General features: G+C 72.8%; 16 protein-coding genes and 3 pseudogenes. 13 read left to right on the forward strand and 6 right to left on the reverse strand.

Features of this window, described 5'->3' with window-relative positions; translation table 11 throughout:
* Positions 1–23: 23 nt before the first annotated feature.
* Positions 24–230: pseudogene (locus ACIHEJ_RS32550) on the reverse strand (FAD-dependent oxidoreductase); the annotation flags it as partial.
* A 641-nt stretch (positions 231–871) separates the two neighbouring features.
* Between ACIHEJ_RS32550 and ACIHEJ_RS32555 the strand changes: the two are divergent.
* Together ACIHEJ_RS32555 and ACIHEJ_RS32560 are read left to right on the forward strand one after the other, a co-directional pair.
* Positions 872–1,360, forward strand: a complete 489-nt coding sequence (locus ACIHEJ_RS32555; RefSeq protein WP_400140888.1) for an AAA family ATPase — start codon at positions 872–874, stop codon at positions 1,358–1,360.
* A 73-nt stretch (positions 1,361–1,433) separates the two neighbouring features.
* Positions 1,434–1,910, forward strand: coding sequence for an SRPBCC family protein (locus ACIHEJ_RS32560; RefSeq protein ID WP_400140889.1), 477 nt, complete (start codon positions 1,434–1,436; stop codon positions 1,908–1,910).
* 78 nt (positions 1,911–1,988) lie between these two features.
* Here ACIHEJ_RS32560 and ACIHEJ_RS32565 read toward each other — a convergent pair whose 3' ends face one another.
* A complete protein-coding gene (locus tag ACIHEJ_RS32565; protein WP_400140891.1) occupies positions 1,989–2,633 on the reverse strand; it encodes a methyltransferase family protein in 645 nt (214 codons plus the stop codon).
* 175 nt (positions 2,634–2,808) lie between these two features.
* Here ACIHEJ_RS32565 and ACIHEJ_RS32570 point away from each other — a divergent pair, with 175 nt between their 5' ends.
* Both ACIHEJ_RS32570 and ACIHEJ_RS32575 read left to right on the forward strand, forming a co-directional pair.
* On the forward strand, positions 2,809–3,552 hold the full coding sequence (locus ACIHEJ_RS32570; protein WP_400140893.1) for an HAD family hydrolase: 744 nt from the start codon (positions 2,809–2,811) through the stop codon (positions 3,550–3,552).
* Positions 3,549–5,945 (forward strand): glycoside hydrolase family 65 protein, encoded by a 2,397-nt coding sequence (locus ACIHEJ_RS32575; RefSeq protein WP_400140896.1) that lies wholly within the window; start codon positions 3,549–3,551, stop codon positions 5,943–5,945. Before ACIHEJ_RS32570 ends, ACIHEJ_RS32575 begins: the two co-directional genes overlap by 4 nt.
* Positions 5,946–6,085: 140 nt before the next feature.
* Here ACIHEJ_RS32575 and ACIHEJ_RS32580 read toward each other — a convergent pair.
* Both ACIHEJ_RS32580 and ACIHEJ_RS32585 read right to left on the reverse strand, forming a co-directional pair.
* Positions 6,086–6,304, reverse strand: a pseudogene (locus ACIHEJ_RS32580) (diaminopimelate decarboxylase); the annotation flags it as partial.
* A 235-nt stretch (positions 6,305–6,539) separates the two neighbouring features.
* Positions 6,540–7,700, reverse strand: a complete 1,161-nt coding sequence (locus ACIHEJ_RS32585) for an alpha-hydroxy-acid oxidizing protein (RefSeq protein ID WP_400140900.1) — start codon at positions 7,698–7,700, stop codon at positions 6,540–6,542.
* A 111-nt stretch (positions 7,701–7,811) separates the two neighbouring features.
* Between ACIHEJ_RS32585 and ACIHEJ_RS32590 the strand changes: the two genes are divergently transcribed.
* Positions 7,812–8,846, forward strand: coding sequence for an Lrp/AsnC family transcriptional regulator (locus ACIHEJ_RS32590; RefSeq protein WP_400140902.1), 1,035 nt, complete (start codon positions 7,812–7,814; stop codon positions 8,844–8,846).
* Positions 8,847–8,922: 76 nt separating this feature from the next.
* Here the strand turns inward: ACIHEJ_RS32590 and ACIHEJ_RS32595 are convergent, their stop codons facing one another.
* Entirely contained in the window at positions 8,923–9,864 is a 942-nt protein-coding gene (locus tag ACIHEJ_RS32595; RefSeq protein ID WP_400140904.1) for an AraC family transcriptional regulator, read from the reverse strand.
* 82 nt (positions 9,865–9,946) lie between these two features.
* Here ACIHEJ_RS32595 and ACIHEJ_RS32600 point away from each other — a divergent pair, with 82 nt between their 5' ends.
* The 3 genes and pseudogenes from ACIHEJ_RS32600 to ACIHEJ_RS32610 all read left to right on the forward strand — a co-directional run bounded on the left by ACIHEJ_RS32600 (position 9,947) and on the right by ACIHEJ_RS32610 (position 11,299).
* Positions 9,947–10,777, forward strand: coding sequence for an NAD(P)H-binding protein (locus ACIHEJ_RS32600; protein WP_400140906.1), 831 nt, complete (start codon positions 9,947–9,949; stop codon positions 10,775–10,777).
* Between the two features lie 113 nt (positions 10,778–10,890).
* A pseudogene (locus tag ACIHEJ_RS32605) lies at positions 10,891–10,989 on the forward strand (hypothetical protein); the annotation flags it as partial.
* Between the two features lie 31 nt (positions 10,990–11,020).
* The gene (locus ACIHEJ_RS32610; protein WP_400141253.1) at positions 11,021–11,299 is read left to right on the forward strand and encodes a hypothetical protein; all 279 of its coding nucleotides are present in this window, start codon (positions 11,021–11,023) and stop codon (positions 11,297–11,299) included.
* A 281-nt stretch (positions 11,300–11,580) separates the two neighbouring features.
* Here ACIHEJ_RS32610 and ACIHEJ_RS32615 read toward each other — a convergent pair whose 3' ends face one another.
* Positions 11,581–12,345, reverse strand: coding sequence for an AraC family transcriptional regulator (locus ACIHEJ_RS32615; protein ID WP_400140908.1), 765 nt, complete (start codon positions 12,343–12,345; stop codon positions 11,581–11,583).
* Between the two features lie 101 nt (positions 12,346–12,446).
* Here ACIHEJ_RS32615 and ACIHEJ_RS32620 point away from each other — a divergent pair, with 101 nt between their 5' ends.
* The 5 genes from ACIHEJ_RS32620 to ACIHEJ_RS32640 form a co-directional block, all read left to right on the forward strand.
* A complete protein-coding gene (locus tag ACIHEJ_RS32620; RefSeq protein WP_400140910.1) occupies positions 12,447–13,265 on the forward strand; it encodes a sulfite exporter TauE/SafE family protein in 819 nt (272 codons plus the stop codon).
* 262 nt (positions 13,266–13,527) lie between these two features.
* Complete coding sequence (locus tag ACIHEJ_RS32625) at positions 13,528–13,884, forward strand: hypothetical protein (protein WP_400140912.1); 357 nt, start codon at positions 13,528–13,530, stop codon at positions 13,882–13,884.
* A gap of 33 nt (positions 13,885–13,917) precedes the next feature.
* The gene (locus ACIHEJ_RS32630; RefSeq protein ID WP_400140914.1) at positions 13,918–14,199 is read left to right on the forward strand and encodes a hypothetical protein; all 282 of its coding nucleotides are present in this window, start codon (positions 13,918–13,920) and stop codon (positions 14,197–14,199) included.
* A gap of 122 nt (positions 14,200–14,321) precedes the next feature.
* Positions 14,322–15,092 (forward strand): SDR family NAD(P)-dependent oxidoreductase, encoded by a 771-nt coding sequence (locus ACIHEJ_RS32635; RefSeq protein WP_400140916.1) that lies wholly within the window; start codon positions 14,322–14,324, stop codon positions 15,090–15,092.
* Between the two features lie 39 nt (positions 15,093–15,131).
* Positions 15,132–17,287: BTAD domain-containing putative transcriptional regulator (locus ACIHEJ_RS32640; RefSeq protein WP_400140917.1), on the forward strand; the 2,156-nt coding region annotated here is incomplete at its 3' end.

Raw genomic sequence — 17,287 nt, forward strand, 5'->3', positions numbered from 1 at the left:
CCCGGTAGCCGCGCGGCCGCGCAGCCGCCCGCCGCATGCCCCGTGGCCGTGGAGAACGGCATCACGGGGTGGGAGGAGCGGTTCCCGTGGACTCCCGAGACGCAGCGGCCCGCCACCAGGATCCGGTCCCGGCCAAGGGCGAGGAGGCACCGCGGGGGAGCGTCGTACGACTCGCCGCGCGGCCGTCGTCCGGGCGAGGTGCCGCGGCCGCTCGGACTGCGGACGTCCACCGCGTAGACGCACGTGCCACGGCGTCCTCGAACGCAGGAGCGCTGAGGACCTCCTCGCCCGTCGGCTGGTCCTCACCGCTGGATCCGGCGGCTTTCCCGGGCACCGACCCGGCCGCCGCTCCGGGCGACGCAGGGACGAGCGAAGCCCGGTACACGGTCGCCCCCCAGCCCGTGCACGCCCTGCCACCGGTCCGGATGGGCGCGGGCGGGCCGGGCCCGGTCGTGCTCCGGCCGGCGGGTCTCGTACGCGTGCGAGCCGGTCGTCGCCGGACGCCGTGGGTGTGCGCGTGATCGCGGGAGGGGACCAGGAAGCGAGTGCCCGGCCGCCCGGCCCGTGTGCGGTCCGGCAGCGCGGCGGGGATCGTCTCGTCACCCCCGTTCCGGCCCCCGTGGGAGTCCGGTACGCCTACAATCACGCCGCCATCGCCGGCCATGACCGGTCCCTCACTGTTTTCACCAGAAGTGCTCCCACGGCTCGAGTGCCGGACTGCGAGCTCTGGCTCTGAGCTCCGTTCCGGCGCTTCGGCACCAGTGTGGTGGCCGCTTTTGAAACGTGCACCCGCATCGCTCAGCGGTGAGCGCGGCAGGCCCGACCCAAGGGGTGGGGACGTGCGCCGGTCCCGCGTGGCATCGTGGCGGTCATGGGGAGCGGAGCGGATGTGGCCGTGCTGGTCGGACTGCAGGCTTCCGGGAAGACCACCTTCTACGTCCGGTGTCTGTCCGGACGGTACTCGCTGGTCAGCAAGGACCTGTTTGCGCGGGGCGCGAAGAGCAAGCAGCGGCGGCAGATAGGGCTGATGGAGGAGCATCTGGCGGCCGGGCGGCCGGTGGCGGTGGACAACACCAACCCGTCGCCGCAGGAGTGGCGTCCGCTGGTGGAGGTGGCCCGCACCCACGGGGCGAAGGTGACGGCCTACTGGTTCCCCCCGGACGTGGCCGGCTCCCTGCGCCGCAACGCCGCCCGGGAGGGCCGCGAGCGTGTCCCGGACGTGGGTGTCCTGGCGACGCTGAAGCGGCTGCGCAAGCCGTCACCGGCGGACGGGTTCGACGAGATCCGCGAGGTGCGGTTCGACGGACGGGGCGGCTTCGAGGTGATCGGCGGCGAGGGGATGAGGCATGGCCGGGCCTGAGTCCGGTTGTGGTAACCGGAGGCATGCCGGGTACTCGGCCTCCGCAGTGGAACGACGCTACGGAGGCAGGCTGATGAGCACGGTCAAGGAAACAGTGGAAGTGGACGTCCCGCTCCACACCGCCTACAACCAGTGGACCCAGTTCGAGGACTTCCCGAACTTCATGGAGGGCGTCGAGGAGATCAGGCAACTGGACGACCGCCACAACCACTGGACCACCAAGATCGGCGGAGTCCGCAGGGAGTTCGACACGGAGATCGTCGACCAGCTTCCCGACGAGCGCATCACGTGGCGCACCACCAGCGGTGACACCAGCCAGAAGGGCACGGTCCGCTTCGAGCGCGTGGACGACATGCACACCAAGGTGGAACTCGTCATGGAGGTCGACCCCAGCGGGGCCGCGGAGAAGGCCGCGGACATGCTGGGCACGATCGACCGGCGGGTGAAGGGCGACATGAAGCGCTTCAAGCAGTACATCGAGCAGGCCGGCGGCGAGAGCGGAGCCTGGCGCGGACGCATCCGGCCGGGGGACAGCGGCAGCCCGCTCTGACGGCACGACGGGCACGACCCGCCCGCTGCGTCCGGTGTGACGCGGCGGGCGGGCCGCACACACTGCACCGCCCGGCAGCTACGGCTTCACGCTGCTGCGACCACGGTGCAGGCCGACCCGGCCGGGCCCCGCCCGGGGGACCAGTGCCGGCACGTCGGCGCGGTAGGCCTCGTACGCCGCGCCGAACTGTCTCGCCATCAGGTCGTCCTCGACCCGGACCCGCCGCAGCAGCCAGGGGACCGCGACTGTCAGGAGAGCGATCCAGACACCGAAGCCGCAGGCCAGCATGGCACCGACGATCAGGCCCAGCAGCCCCGTGTAGATGGGATGGCGCACCAGACGGTAAGGGCCGTCCGTCCGCAGCTCGTGGTGCTCCTGGACCAGCGGCACACTGGCCCACATGGTGCCCAGGACCCAGCGGGCCCACAGCAGCAAAGCGGTGGAGGCGACGGCGAGCAGGGCGCCCGCCACGGCGAGTTCCGGCTGCCAGTACCGCAGGTGACGCCAGAATCCCTGAGAGCGGTCGACCAGAGCGGAGAACACGTAGGCGCCCGCGATCAGCAGCACTCGGCGGGGCCACGAACGGCGCAGTCCGTGTATCCAGCCGCGCACACCGTCCTGACTCCTGATGCCGAAGTAGACGGCCCCGGCGACCCATGCTGCGCCGAAGATCGCGCAGCAGACGGCGGTGAGCAGAACAAGTCCCGAGTGGAGCGATCCCATGCCTTCAGACTGCTCCGTGGGCGGTAGGAGGCACCACCGACCACGGGTGGATGGACCAGCCCCCCGCATCTCCACCCACGGGTAGAGACCGCCGCGTGGCCCGAGCGGGTGCCTTCCCGCGTGCCGGAGGGTGTCGCCGCGCCGTCGGCCGCGGGCGGCTCCTAGCCTCGACGGCATGCTGGGGCTACCTGCTCACGTCCGTGCCTGCCTGTTCGACCTCGACGGAGTGCTCACCCGGACCGCGAAGGTGCACGCGGCCGCCTGGAAGGAGATGTTCGACGACTATCTCCGCGAGCGCGCGGCACGCGAAGGGACCGCGTTCGTGCCCTTCGACGCAGTGGAGGACTACGACGAGTACGTGGACGGGAGGCCCCGGGAGGACGGGGTGCGCACGTTCCTCGCCGCGCGCGGGGTGCACCTGCCCGAGGGGTCACCGGACGACCCGCCGGAGGCGGAGACCGTGAACGGGCTGGGCACCCGCAAGAACAACCTGGTGCTGCGCCGGATCCGTGAGGACGGGGTGGAACCTTACGAGGGCTCGGTCCGCTTCGTGCGCGCCGTGCGGGAAGCCGGACTGCGCACCGCGGTGGTGTCCTCCAGCGCGAACTGCCGGGACGTCCTGGTGGCGGCCGGCATCGAGGACCTGTTCGACGAGCGGATCGACGGGGTGGTGGCGCACGAGCGCCGGCTCCACGGCAAGCCCGCGCCGGACACTTACCTGGAGGGCGCGCGCGGCCTGGCGGTCGAGCCGGACGAGGCCGCGGTGTTCGAGGACGCGCTCGCCGGTGTCGAAGCGGGGCGGGCGGGACGGTTCGGCCTGGTCGTAGGGGTCGACCGGGTCGGCCAGGCGGATCAGCTACGGGCCCACGGCGCGGATGTGGTGGTCCGTGACCTGGCCGAACTCCTGGAGTCGCGGTGATCACCCATCCCAGCTTCACGGTCGAGCCGTGGTGCCTGCGCGAGACCGAGCTGAACCTGGACGTGCTCGCCCAGAGCGAATCGGTGTTCGCCCTGTCCAACGGGCACATCGGATGGCGCGGAAACCTCGACGAGGGAGAGCCGCACGGACTTCCCGGCGCCTACCTCAACGGCGTCTACGAGAGACATCCGCTGCCGTACGCGGAAGCGGGCTACGGATATCCCGAGTCCGGCCAGACGATGATCAACGTCACCGATGGCAAGATCATCCGGCTGCTGGTCGACGACCACCCGTGCGATCTGCGCTACGGTCGGCTGCTGGCGCACGAGCGGGTCCTGGACTTCCGCTCCGGCATTCTCAGCCGCACCGCGCGGTGGACCTCGCCCGGCGGCCGTACGGTGCGGATCACCTCCCGGCGGATCGTGTCCTTCACCCAGCGCGCGGTGGCCGCCATCGTGTACGAGGTCGAGGCGGTCGACGGACCGACCACGGTCGCCGTGCAGTCCGAACTCGTCGCCAACGAACAACTGCCCCGCGTCGAGGGCGATCCGCGGGTCGCCGCGGCGACCGAGTCCCCGCTGCTGGCCGAGGAGTCCTTCGCGCAGGACACCCGGTTGCGGCTCGTGCACTGCACCGACCGCAGCGGACTGCGGGTGGGAGCGGCGGCCGACCATCTCGTCGAGGGACCCGAGAGCACCCGCTGGACGGCGCAGTGCGAGCCCGACGTCAGCCGTCTGACGGTGACCGCGGACCTGGTCCCCGGGCAGCCGCTGCGGCTGGTCAAGTTCGTGGCCTACGGCTGGTCGGGGCAGCGCTCGCTGCCGGCCGTGCACGATCAGGTGGACGGCGCGGTGGCCGCCGCGGTCAGCACCGGTTGGGACGGCCTGGTCGCGGCACAACGCGCCTACCTCGACCGCTTCTGGGCCGGCGCGGACGTCGAGGTCGAGGGCGACGCGCAGATCCAGCAGGCGGTGCGGTTCGCCCTCTTCCACGTACTCCAGGCGGCGGCCCGCGGGGAGAACCGGGCGATCCCCGCCAAGGGGCTGACCGGAACCGGATACGACGGACACTCCTTCTGGGACACCGAGTCCTACGTCCTGCCGGTGCTGACCTTCACCGCCCCGGAGACCGTCGCCTCGCCGCTGCGATGGCGGCACCGGACGCTGCCGGCGGCCCGGGAACGCGCGCGCCAGCTGGGGCTGTCGGGGGCGGTGTTCCCGTGGCGGACGATCGACGGCGCCGAGTGCTCCGCCTACTGGCCGGCCGGCACGGCCGCCTTCCACATCAACGCCGACGTCGCCATGGCCGCGGTCCGCTACGTGATGATGACCGGCGACGAGCAGTTCGGTCGCCATGAAGGCCTCGACCTCCTCGTGGACACCGCCCGGCTGTGGCGCTCCCTCGGTCACCACGACGCGGAGGGCGTGTTCCACATCGACGGGGTCACCGGTCCCGACGAGTACAGCGCCATCGCCCGGGACAACCTGTACACCAACCTGACGGCTCGTCAGAACCTGCGCATGGCGGCGGACATGGTAACGCGTCATCCGGAGCGCGCCGAGGAACTGGGTGTCGACGACGAGGAGGCCGCCGCCTGGCGCGACGCGGCGGCCCGCATGGCGGTCCCGTACAACGAGACCCTCGGCGTGCACGAACAGTCCGCCGGGTACACGCAGTTCCAGCGCTGGGACTTCGAGGCGACCCCGCCCGAGAACTACCCGCTGATGCTGCACTACCCCTACTTCGACCTGTACCGCAAACAAGTCGTCAAGCAGGCCGACGTGGTGCTGGCGATGCTGGCGTGCCCCTACGCCTTCACCGACGAGGAGAAAGCCCGCAACTTCGCCTACTACGAGACACTCACCGTCCGCGACTCCTCCCTCTCGGCGTGCTGCCAGGCGGTGCTCGCCGCCGAGACCGGGCACCTGCGGCTCGCCTACGCCTATCTCGGCGAGGCGGCGCTGATGGACCTGGACGACTTGGAGCACAACACCCGCGACGGACTGCACATCGCCTCCCTCGCCGGGACGTGGATCGCCCTGGTCGTGGGCTTCGGCGGCCTGCGCCGGTACCTCGGTGACGACGGGAAGCCGGACCTGCTCGGGTTCACGCCGCGCCTGCCGGAAGCGCTGTCCAGGGTGGCGTTCACCGTGGCGGTGCGCGGACGCAGACTGAAGGTGGACATCGGTGGGACCCGAGTACGCTACCGGCTGGTCGACGGCGATCCGCTGGTGGTGCTGCACCACGGGGAACCGCTGACCGTCACCGCCCAGGAACAGGTGGACCGCCCGATGCCCCCCGCCCCCGCACTCCCCGAACCGCAGCAGCCGCGCGGCCGCCGCCCGGCGGGCCGGACCGGCGGGGACGAAGCCCAGACGGAGGCAACGGAGTAGCACGACCGGCCGCGCACGCGCCCCGCGTGCCGCGCTCCACACCGGCACCGGCGGCGCGGACGCCGTCGCATGCGCTTCGTCGACGGACGCCCGCACGCCGTGGTCGGCGGCCACAGCACGTCGAGCCGGCCGGAGTCCGGTCACAGCCCACGTCGGCTGCGGATGTCCTCCAACCACGCGCGGCGGACCAGGAGACGGGCGAGGCCGTCGCGTACGGCGACCACGGGCGGGCGGCCGACCAGCTTGCAACCGGAGGCCATGGACAGGTGATACGTCCCGGCCACGGGCACGGCGAGCAGGTCACCGGGGCGTACGTCGGCGGGGAGCGCGACGTCGGTGGCCAGGACGTCGCCCGCCTGGAGCGAGGGTTCGACACCATGCCGCCCGAGGCCTGGGCTTGTCCACTCGGGCGACGGACAGCCGTTCCTGTGGGATCGACACACCGCCGGGCAACCGTGCCGGTCGGAACCGAACCCCGCACCGCCGCCGAAGCCCCGGACCGCCAGCGCCGCCTCGCGCGGCAAGACCCCCCGTGCCCCGAGAGTCGAGCCGCGCCGGTGAGGGCCCGGGCAGGCCCCGCCGGCGCGCCGCGTGTCAGCGGATGCGCTGGAGGACGTCGGGCGTGAGGTCGGCCGGCGTGGGATAGCCGTCGACGGCCATGAGGAGGTCCGCCTCGGCGAGCAGGGAGCGCAGGACGTGCACGATGCCGTCGGTGCCGTCGAGGGCCAGACCGTAGGCACAGGGGCGGCCGATGCCGACGGCGGTCGCGCCCAGGGCCAGAGCCTTGACGACGTCGGCACCCGTGCGGACGCCGGAGTCGAACAGGACGGGCAGGTCCCCGGCGGCATCGACCACGCCGGGCAGGCAGTTCAGCGCGGGCAGTCCGCCGTTGGCCTGTCGGCCGCCGTGGTTGGAGCAGTAGATGCCGTCCACACCCGCGTCCTTGGCGCGGCGGACGTCGTCGGGGTGACACAGGCCCTTGAGGATCAGCGGCAGGTCGGTCAGGGACCGCAGCCAGGGCAGGTCGTCCCAGGTGAGGGGATTGCCGAAGATCTGGGCCCAGAGCATCACCGCGGCCGCCGGATCGTCCTCCGGGGACTTGGCGAGACGGGAGCGGAAGACCGGGTCGCTGGTGTAGTTGGTCAGACAGTGCCCGCGCAGTTGCGGGAAGTTGCTGACCGACAGGTCGCGCGGCCGCCAGCCTGTGATCCAGGTGTCCAGGGTGACCACGATGCCCTTGAACCCGGACTTCTCCGCCCGGTGGACCAGGCTCTCGGCCAGCTCCCGGTCGGTGGGGGTGTAGAGCTGGAAGAAGCCGGGGGTGTCACCGAACTCGGGGACGAGCTCCTCCATCGGGTCCACGGCCAGGGTCGAGGCGACCATCGGCACCCCTGTGCGGGCGGCGGCGCGCGCGGTGGCGAGGTCGCCGTGGCCGTCCTGGGCACACAGGCCGATCACGCCGATCGGGGCCATGAACAGCGGCGAGGCCAGACGCATGCCGAACAGGTCGACCGACAGGTCCCGCTCGCGCGCGCCCACCAGCATGCGCGGCACGAGTCCCCACTGCTCGAAGGCGGTGACGTTGGCCCGCTGGGTGTACTCGTCCCCGGCACCACCGGCCACGTACGACCGCACCGACGGGGGCATCGCGGCGTGGGCCAGCGGTTCCAGCTCGGCGTACGTCATCGGCAGGCGCGGTACCACCCCGTGCAGCCCATGGAAGTAGATCTCGTTCTGATAGTCGGCGAACGCCACGCTCCGGTCCTCCTGCTCCGGCCCGCCCGGTACGAGCTCCTGGACCTACGGTGCGAGACTAGCCACCAGGACGAGGAGGAACGCAGGATTCTCGCCAAGACGGGGCCACCGATGCAGGAAGATGCGAAACCGCTGAGCGAGGACGATCTCGCGTTGATCAACGCGCTTCAGCTGCGGCCCAGAGCTTCATGGACCGAACTCGGCCGCGCCCTCGGGGTCGATGCCGTCACCGTCGCCCGCCGCTTCAACCGACTTGCCGAGCACGGCACGGCCTGGGTCGGTCTCTCACCCGGCCCACGCCTGTTCGACCGGATCTGCCTCGCGTTCGCCCAGATCGACTGCGCCCCGGCCGCCACCGCCGCGGTCGCCCGAGCCCTCAGCGGTCATCCCCACATGCTCACCCTCGAACGCTCCGCCGGCGGTCACGACATCCTCGCCACCGTCGCCACGCGCGACCTGTCCGCCCTGTCCCGCTACACCCTCGACCTGCTGCCGCACGTCCCGGGCATCACCGCCGTCGACGTCCGGATCGTCACCCACACGTTCACCGAGGGCGGCCGCTGGCGCATCGCCGCCCTGGCCCCCGACCAACGCGCCCGACTCACCGCACCGCCCGCCACCCAGCCGCCCCGGCAGGGCCCCGGCGACATCACCGCGTTCGACCGTGCCCTCCTCGCCCGGCTGGCTCACGACGGACGCGCCTCCTACCAGGGCCTCGCCACCGCCCTTGACGTCAGCCTGTCCACCGTCAAACGCCGCGTGGAGCAGCTGGTCCGACTCGACGTCCTGCGCTTCCGCTGCGACTTCGCCCGCCCCCTGGGAGGCTGGCCCGTCGCCCTCACCTTCTGGGCCAAGGTCCCGCCCACCGACCTGCCCGCCGTCGGCCAGGCCCTGATCCGCCTGCCCGAGACCCGCAACTGCGCCGCCGTCAGCGGCCCCCACAACCTCATCCTGCAGGCCGGCCTGCACTCCGTGGACGACGCCCTGCGCCTGGAGACTCATCTCGCCACCACCCATCCCAGCCTGGACGTCGTCGACCGCGTCATCACCCTGCGCCACGACAAACTCCTCGGCCGCCTGCTGGACCCGTACGGCCGGGCGACGGGGGTGGTCCCGCCCGACATCTGGGCCGAGCCGGGTATCTGACGCCGCGTCATGGCAGTCGGCCACATCCCGGGCGCGGATCGATCACTGCCGGGAGAGCGGGCCGAGGAGCGCACGATCAGTGGATCTGCCGGCGCCACACCGAAGGGCTGACGCCCCGGGTGCGCTTGAACGCCACGCTGAAGGCGAAGGGGTCCTCGTACCCCACCTCGTGAGCCACGGCGGCGACGGTCGTCTCGGCGTCCCGGAGCAGGTCCGCAGCCAGCGTCATCCGCCAGTCGGTGAGGTAGGTGAGCGGCGGTTCGCCGACCAGAGCGGTGAAGCGGGCGGCGAACGCGGCACGGGACATGCCGACCCGGGCGGCCAGTCCGGCGACCGTCCACCGGCGGGCGGGATCCTCGTGCAGCAGATGCAGCGCCTCGCCGATCGCCGGATCGGCCAGTGCCCGGTACCAGGCGGGGGCCGTCTCCGCTCGGGCGCACCAGGCGCGCAGCGCCAGCACGAGCAAGAGGTCCAGCAGCCGGTCCAGCACGGCGTCCTGGCCGGGATCGTCGCGGGTGGCCTCGGTGGCGAGCAGGTCCAGTGCCGCCCGGGTCGTCGGTCCGGCGGGTACGACCGCCAGCGGCGGCAGCATGCCCAGCAGGCGGTCGCCGACGTCGCCGCTCAGGTCGTAGGCGCCGCGCAGCATGATCGTGGCACCGGGAAGACCGTCGCCATAGGTGCGGGGCGCCAAGTTCCGGTGTCGGTGCGCGTCTTCGGCGGATCCGTCCACGACGCTCTTCCGCCGCCCGTGGATCACCATCTGCGGAGGGGTGGAGGGGGCGTCGGCCACCGTGTGGGGGCCGGGGCCGGTGATCAGGGCGACGTCGCCCGCCGCGAGCCGTACCGGTGCGGCGGTCCTGCCGTCGGTCCGTACGGACGCATGGCCGGCGAGTGTGGTCACCACCGTGAGAGGGGGCGGGTCGGTGAAGGTCAGCGACCACGGGGGGCGTTGGATCAGCTGCCTGACCCACGTGTTCCTGGCCCTGGCCCGGTGCAGCAGATCGCTGAGGACGTCCACGCTCCCCACGCTAGACGATCACAAAGGCAGCAGCGACGTTCTCCCATGGATCGTCCACACGCCGTGCGGTTGTCTGGACGGCATGAAGACCATCCTCGTCCTCGGCGGCACCGGCAAGACCGGCAGCCGCATCGCCCGGCGCCTCCAGTCAGCCGGCCTGCCGGTCCGTACGGCGTCCCGCGCCGGCGGCGACGTCCACTTCGACCTCGACGACCCGACCGGCTGGACACCCGCGCTGGACGGCGTCACCGCCGCCTATCTCGTGGAACCCAGCCTGTCGGCAAGCACAAACCACCAGGCGCGCATCCCCCGGCTGGTGACCGAGGCGGTCGCCGCGGGAGTACGCCGACTGGTGCTGCTGTCCGCCCCGCGCGCGGGCGAGGACGGCCATCCGCTGCATGCCGCCGAGCAGGCCGTGCGCGGCAGCGGTGTCGAGTGGACCATCCTGCGCCCGCAGTGGTTCGCACAGAACTTCAGCGAGGGCCCGTGGCGGGCCGGGATCCTCGCCGGAACCCTGGCGTTGCCCACCGCCGACGGGCGCACGCCGTTCGTCGACGCCGCGGACATCGCCGAGGTCGCCGCGGCGGCGCTGACCGAGGACCACCACAGCCGCCAGGTCTACGACCTGACCGGCCCACGGGCGCTCAGCTTCGGTGAAGCGGCCGGACTCATCGCGCGGGCCACCGGCCGGCCGGTCCGTCACGTCGACGTCGACCCTGAGGTCTTCGTCGAGCGTCAGGTCGCCGCCGGCACCTCACCCGACGTGGCCCGGCTCCTCACGGAACTCCTCGTGGCCGTAGGCAACGGCGCGGGCGCCGCACCGTCCGACGGCGTGGAACAGGCCCTGGGACGCCCACCCAGGACGTTCGAGACCTTCGTGAGCGAGGCGGCCGCCGCGGGCTTTTGGAACTGAGTTCCGGCCAGGGGCGGCGCCGTCCGCCTCCGGGCGGACGGAAGGAGCCGGGGTACAAGCGGACGCAGCCGAGCCGCCCGGGCGGGCGGTCGAAGAGGGTCGGTGCCGCACACATGCAGGTCTCCGCCGACGAGGGCACGCCGCTCACCACGCTCACCCGGCCGACCGGCGGCCGCCTCGCCGTCGAGGTCGGCGTCTTCACCGGCTGCCCGGCCCTGCGCATCGCCCGCGGCCTGACCGACGGTGGCCGGCTGCCCGCCTGCGACGTCAGCGAGGGAGTGGGCCGCGATCGGCCGCCCGTACGGGGAGCGCGCGGGCGTCGCCGACCGGATCGACGTGCGCCTCGCCCCCGCGCCGGCGACGCTGCGCACGCTCGACGCCGGGCCGGTCGTCGGCATCGCGTACCGAGAGGACCGCCACCCCGCGATGCGGCGGCTGAACGACCTCATCACAGCCGACGCCCGAGCGGACTCGGTCGTGCTGCCGGTGCGTGACGGAGTGACCATCGCCCGGCGCCGCTGACGCGCTGCTCACCGAGAGCCTGCGTACGGCCCTGCACGCTGTGCTCGACGACGCTGAGGTCGCCCGCCGCTCGGCGCGGCTGCGCGCCGAGGCATGGGCCGAGGGCGGTACCTCATGCGCCGCCGGCCTTCGTGGTCCGGTCCACCTGCCCATCGCGCAGGGTGAAGGCTGACACGACCCGAGGACATCGGCCGTAGCCGCCTGTGCCTACCGGGAGACGGACCTCGACATCCGGTTCCTCACCATGCACAGCCCCTACCGGCCTGCTTGATGGAATCCGGTCACGGATTCCGGTACGCCGTCGGCGGCCGGCCGAGGAGCCTGCCGAATGCGGCCGTGTAGGCGGCGGGGTTGTCGTAGCCCAGCAGGGCGGCGATACGGGTGACGGGCATGCCCGCGGTGAGGTGCTGCAGGGAGTGCAGGACGCAGGCCCGCTGCCGCCACTGCGAGAAGCTCAGGCCGGTGCCGCGCCGGAACAGGCGTGCGAGGGTGCGTTCGCTGATGTTGAGGGCCGCACACCAACGGGCGGGCGGGTCATGGATGTCCGGCCGTTGCAGGAACGCCTCGCAGAGGGCGCGCAGCCGTGGATCGGACGGGAGCGGTAGGTCGAGCGGCAGCGGAGTGAGAGTCCTGAGCTCGTGCAGGATGAGGGCCGCGACCGCCGCGTCCCGGCTGTGCTCGGCATACCGCGGCTCCATCTCGACGGCTTCCAGGATCAGCGCCCGGAGCAGGGCGGAGACGTCGACCGCCTGGCAGCGGGCGGGAAACCACGGCACGGCAGCGGGTTCGATGTAGAGGCTGCGGGTGCTGACTCCCGTCATGGTGACCTGATGCCGGGTCATGGAAGGGATCAGCACGGCACGGGCCGTCGGAATCGTCCAGTTGCCGTCCGCCGTCTCGACCCGCATGACGCCGGTCGCCGCGTACAGGACCTGGGCCCGGCGGTGCTCGTGCCAGACGAGCAGGTGCTCGGGCGGGTAGTCGGTACCGATGGCCAGCACGGCACGATCGAGGTCGTCCACCGCCGCGAGCGGGACATTGCGCATGCCGTGAGGCTACGCGGCTGTCGCACCGTCTGTCTGCTGCGCGTAGCGAACTGGCACGGCATCGATTGTTCGCCAGCCTCGTGATCCCTAACGTCGGAGCAGTGCTGACCTCGTTCTCCACCCTTGTGTTCTTCGGATGCCTGACCGGCATCACCACCGTGCTCTTCGGCTTCGGCGGAGGTTTCGTCACCGTCCCTGTCGTCTACGGCGTCCTGAGCGTGACGGCGCGTCCGGGAACCGGCGCCGACGCCATGCACGTGGCCGTGGCGACCTCGGCAGCGGTCATGGCCGTCAACGCCGCCGCGGCGGCGCTGGCCCAATGGCGCCAGGGTCGGCTGCGCCGCGCGTACGTCTGGCCGCTGGCGGCGTACATCACGGTCGGCGCGGCCGCCGGATCCTTCGCGGCCACCGCGGTGGGCGGTACGGCGCTGCGCCTGCTGTTCGCCGCCTACCTGCTGGTGACGATCACCGACAGTCTGCTGCGCAAGGGTTTCCTCTCGGTGGCGCACCAGCCGCGTCCCCAGCCCCTGGGCCGGGGCACGACGACCCTCGGCGGCATGGGCATCGGCCTGGTGGCCGCCGCGCTGGGTGTGGGCGGGAGCGTCATGACGGTCCCCCTCCTGCGCCGCAGGGGCCTGCCCATGGCCGAGGCGACCGCCATGGCCAACCCCCTCAGCGTCCCCGTCGCCGTGGCCGGGACCCTCGTCTACGCTCTCGCCCCCATCGCCCACAGCGCCCCCACCGGCACACACCTCGGCTACGTCGATCTCACCGCGGGCGCCGCCCTGCTCCTCGGATCGCTGCCCACCATCGCCGTGGCGAGGCGGGTCACCGGCCGCGTCCCGGACCGCGTCCACTCCGCCGCCTACGTCCTCCTGCTCCTGGTCGTCCTGATCGTGATGGTGGCCGTCGGGGTCTGAGCGCCGGATGGCTGCCGCCGGGGCCCGAGGGACGCGGACCGGCCCGGACCACGCTCCCTTCACGATCGGCCATTCGGCCGATGCTCCTTCGACCTTTCGGTCGAAGTTCGTGCGTGGCCGCGATACGTCGCACGCTGAAGCGTCCAAAGAAATGACACGGGCGGCCCGGACTCGGGGACGGAGTGAGCCCGATGCGCACGGAGAGAGGCTGGGTACTCGGTACCCCGCTCGCTGTCCGTCGCCACCGCAAAGGAGGTATGCGATGAAGTTGATCAAAAGGGGAGTGGCCGCAGCGCTGATGGGCGCGGCCGCGCTGAGCCTCTGGGCCCCGGCCCACGCGTTCGCCGACACGGCGGCCGCCCCGGCCAAGCCCCAGTACTGCGGGTCGGACAAGGCGACAGGGCTCGGGGTGTGGGCCGACCCGGGGGAGTCCTGCAGCACCGCCCTGCAGGTGGCGAACGCCTACACCAAGGCGGCCACCGGCAGGTCGGACGCACCGGCCACGGTCCGGGCGGGCGGCACCATCTGGAAGTGCCGGCAGCGCCAGGGCGCCCCGAACCCCTACCTGCAATGCGTCAACTCGGGCGACAGCAGCCGTCGGATCCTTCTGTCGTCCTGACCCGGCACCCCTCTCCCGACACGGAGGCCGGACATGGTGTGCACCCGCCTGCCGGCGATCCCGGTCGGCGCCGCGCTGTTCCTGGCACTTCCCCCGGCGGCCCACGCCACGCCCGGCACCCCTGACGACGCATGCGCCGCGGCTGTGGCGGCCGCCGACGAGGCGGAGCACGACTACGAGGCCTGCAAGAAGGAACTGCAGGACAGGATCGCCGACGGAGGGCACCCTGACCGTTCCGAGCTGCAGGCGCTCGCGGACGCCGAGGCGCAAGCCGACGCCACGGCCTCCCAGGCCCAGCGTGCCTGTGGCAGCTGACCGGCCGGCGAGCCGACGTGAAGGTCGGTGAGCGTGCGGTGAGCGGCCGGTGAGCGGCCGCGCCGAAGGTGGACCCATCGCCGGTTCCAGCAGCGGGACCGGCCCCCACAAGGGAGTTGACGATGGGTGCTCTGACCGGCAAGACGGCGCTGGTGACCGGCGGTTCGCGCGGGATCGGGCGGGCGGTGGCGCTGCGGCTGGCCGCCGACGGCGCACTGGTCGCCGTGCACTACGGGCGGAACGCGGAGGCGGCCAGGGAGACTGTGACACACATCGAGAAGGCCGGCGGTCAGGCCTTCTCCGTCCGCGCCACGTTCGGCGAGGTCGGAGCCGTCGACGCGCTGTTCGAGCAGCTCGGTGACGGACTGGGCGACCGCGGGCTGGACGTCCTGGTGAACAACGCGGGGATCGCCTCCACCAGTTCGATCGCCGACGTCTGCGAGGAGGAGTGGGAGCGGCTGCTCGCGGTCAACGTCACCACCCCGTTCTTCGTGATCCGCCGGGCCCTCGCGCTGCTCAACGACGGCGGCCGGATCATCAACATGGGCTCCACCGCCAGCAGGTTCGCCGTCTCCACCCAGATCGGCTACACCGTCACCAAGGCCGCCCTGGCGTCGTTGGCCCCGTCGCTGGCCAACGAACTCGGCGGCCGGGGCATCACCGTGAACACGGTCGCGCCGGGCGCGGTGCGCACCGACCTCACCGCCGGGTACACCTCGATCCCGGAGGTGGTGGCCGGCTTGGAGGCGATCACCGCGCTCGGGCGGCTCGGCGAACCGGAGGACGTGGCGGACGTCGTCGGCTTCCTCGCGGGTCCGCAGGGCCGCTGGGTCACCGGTCAGACGATCGACGTGTCCGGCGGCACATGGCTCGGCCCGCTCGCCCCGAGGTGATCACCCCGACTCCCTTGCTCCACCCGCATAATCGGCCGCATGCGCTTTCGAATCCTCGGCGGGACGCAGGTGTGCGGCGACGACGGCGCACCGGTGTCGCTCGGTGGTCCCGCCCGTCGAGCCCTGCTCACCATGCTGCTGATCCGGCCGGGGGAGGTCGTACCCGTCGACCGGCTGGCGGAGGGGACCGGACCGGACGCCGCCCGGTCCGGGCACGCCCTGCAGTCGCAGGTGTCCCGCCTGCGTACGGCGCTGGCCGGGACGGCGGTCATCGAGCGGACCGGGGCCGGCTACCGCCTCCTCGCCGACCCCGACGACGTGGACGCGGGCCGCTTCGAGCGCCTGGCCGCCCAGGGACGGGCGGCGCTGCGGGAGGGGGATGCGGAACGGGCCCTGACCGCGTCGCGAGCGGCACTTCAGCTGTGGCGGGGGCCCGCGCTGGCCGACCTCGCGGACGTCGAGCACGGACGCGCGGCAGCCGTACGGCTGGAGGAGTTGCGGCTGGCGGCCCTGGAGGACCGCATCGAGGCCGAGCTGACACTCGGCGAACACCGCGCGGTCGTACCGGAGTTGCGGGAACTCGTCGGCCGGTATCCGCTGCGCGAGCGGTTCGCCGCCCTGCTCGTACGCGCCCTGTTCGCCGACGGCGGCCAGGCCGAGGCACTGCTCGTGTACGACCAGGTAAGGCGACACCTCGCGGACGAGCTGGGCGCCGACCCCTCGGCCGAACTCGCCGCACTGCACCGGGAGTTGCTGGCCGCAGATCCGACGCCCGCCCTCGCCGCACCACCCGCCCCGCTGACGGCGTTCGTCGGCCGCAGCGGCGAGGTCGCGGAGATCACCGGCCTGCTGCGCACGGCCCGGCTGGTCACCCTGACCGGACCGGGCGGGGTCGGCAAGACCCGGCTGGCCGCCGAGGTGGCCGCCGCCGAGGGCGGCGAGGTGTGCTTCGCCGAACTCGGCCCGCTGCACGACCCGCGCCTCCTGCCGCAGACCCTGCTCGGGGCGCTCGGCCTGCGCGAGCGAGGGCTGCACGCGGGCGACGCGGGCGGCCAGGGTGCACGGGACCGGCTGATCGCGGCCCTGTCCGGCCGGACCCTCCTGCTGGTCCTCGACAACTGCGAGCACCTGGTGGAGGAGGCCGCCGTCCTGGCGGCCCGCCTGCTCACCGCCGGCCCCGGGCTGCGCGTGCTGGCCACCAGCCGCGAGCCGCTGGGGGTCATCGGCGAGCACCTGCACCCCGTACGACCGCTCGACGACACCGCGGCCGTCGACCTGTTCACCGACCGGGCCCGTGCGGTACGGCGCGCCTTCGTGCCCGACCCGGAAGCGGTGCGCCACGTCTGCGCGGCACTGGACCACCTGCCGCTGGCCATCGAGCTGGCCGCGGCCCGGCTGCGCACGCTGAGCCTCCCGGAGCTGACCGACCGGTTGCACGACCGGCTGGCCGTGGCCGGGCAGGGCAGCCGAACGGCCGACACCCGGCACCGGACCCTGCGGTCGGTGGTCGCCTGGAGCTGGGACCTGCTGGGCCCGTCCGAGCAGCAGGCGGCCCGGCGCTTCTCCGTGTTCGCGGCGGGCGCGACCACGGACACCGCGTGCCGGGTGTGCGGCACCGACGAGGACACCCTGACGGCCCTGGCCGACAAGTCCCTGCTGGAACGGTCGGCGGGCCGCTACCGCATGCTGGCCACGATCCGCGCCTACGCCGCCGAACGGCTCGCCGAGGCGGGGGAGGAGGGCGAGGCGAACGCGGCCCACGCCGGTGCCCTGCTCGAACTCCTCCGCACCACGGAGCCGTTGTTGCGCGGGCACGATCAACTCCGCACGCTGACAGCCCTGTCCGCGCAGCAACCCGAACTGCTGGCGGCGGTACGCCGGGCGGTCCACGCTGCCGAGTGGAGGGCCGCCCTGGAACTGCTCGGCGCGGCCTCGACGTACCTGTGGATCCGAGGAGCCGCGGACGCGTTCGCGGACCGGGCCAGCGCCGTACTGCAGGCCCTGGGGGACGACATACCGGACGGGCTGGGCGAGGAGTACGCCCTGTGCGTGCTGCTGGCCGCGTCCGGACCGGACGGGGGGGGGGCGGGGGGCCCCCCCCGGGGGGCCCCGGGCCCCGCCCGGAACCCCGCCGGGTGGACGGCGGACGCCGGCCGGTGGGCGGCCGGGGTGCTGCCCTGGATGACCCAACACGC

Source organism: Streptomyces sp. NPDC052301, from assembly GCF_044593395.1.
In the GTDB taxonomy this organism is placed as follows: domain Bacteria; phylum Actinomycetota; class Actinomycetes; order Streptomycetales; family Streptomycetaceae; genus Streptomyces.

Excerpts from the sequence above, each read along its gene's own strand:
- ACIHEJ_RS32555 (WP_400140888.1), top strand. The coding sequence starts at position 872 with ATGGGGAGCGGAGCGGATGTGGCCGTGCTGGTCGGACTGCAGGCTTCC.
- ACIHEJ_RS32560 (WP_400140889.1), top strand. The coding sequence starts at position 1,434 with ATGAGCACGGTCAAGGAAACAGTGGAAGTGGACGTCCCGCTCCACACC.
- ACIHEJ_RS32565 (WP_400140891.1), bottom strand. The coding sequence starts at position 2,633 with ATGGGATCGCTCCACTCGGGACTTGTTCTGCTCACCGCCGTCTGCTGC.
- ACIHEJ_RS32570 (WP_400140893.1), top strand. The coding sequence starts at position 2,809 with ATGCTGGGGCTACCTGCTCACGTCCGTGCCTGCCTGTTCGACCTCGAC.
- ACIHEJ_RS32590 (WP_400140902.1), top strand. The coding sequence starts at position 7,812 with ATGCAGGAAGATGCGAAACCGCTGAGCGAGGACGATCTCGCGTTGATC.
- ACIHEJ_RS32600 (WP_400140906.1), top strand. The coding sequence starts at position 9,947 with ATGAAGACCATCCTCGTCCTCGGCGGCACCGGCAAGACCGGCAGCCGC.
- ACIHEJ_RS32615 (WP_400140908.1), bottom strand. The coding sequence starts at position 12,345 with ATGCGCAATGTCCCGCTCGCGGCGGTGGACGACCTCGATCGTGCCGTG.
- ACIHEJ_RS32625 (WP_400140912.1), top strand. The coding sequence starts at position 13,528 with ATGAAGTTGATCAAAAGGGGAGTGGCCGCAGCGCTGATGGGCGCGGCC.
- ACIHEJ_RS32630 (WP_400140914.1), top strand. The coding sequence starts at position 13,918 with ATGGTGTGCACCCGCCTGCCGGCGATCCCGGTCGGCGCCGCGCTGTTC.
- ACIHEJ_RS32635 (WP_400140916.1), top strand. The coding sequence starts at position 14,322 with ATGGGTGCTCTGACCGGCAAGACGGCGCTGGTGACCGGCGGTTCGCGC.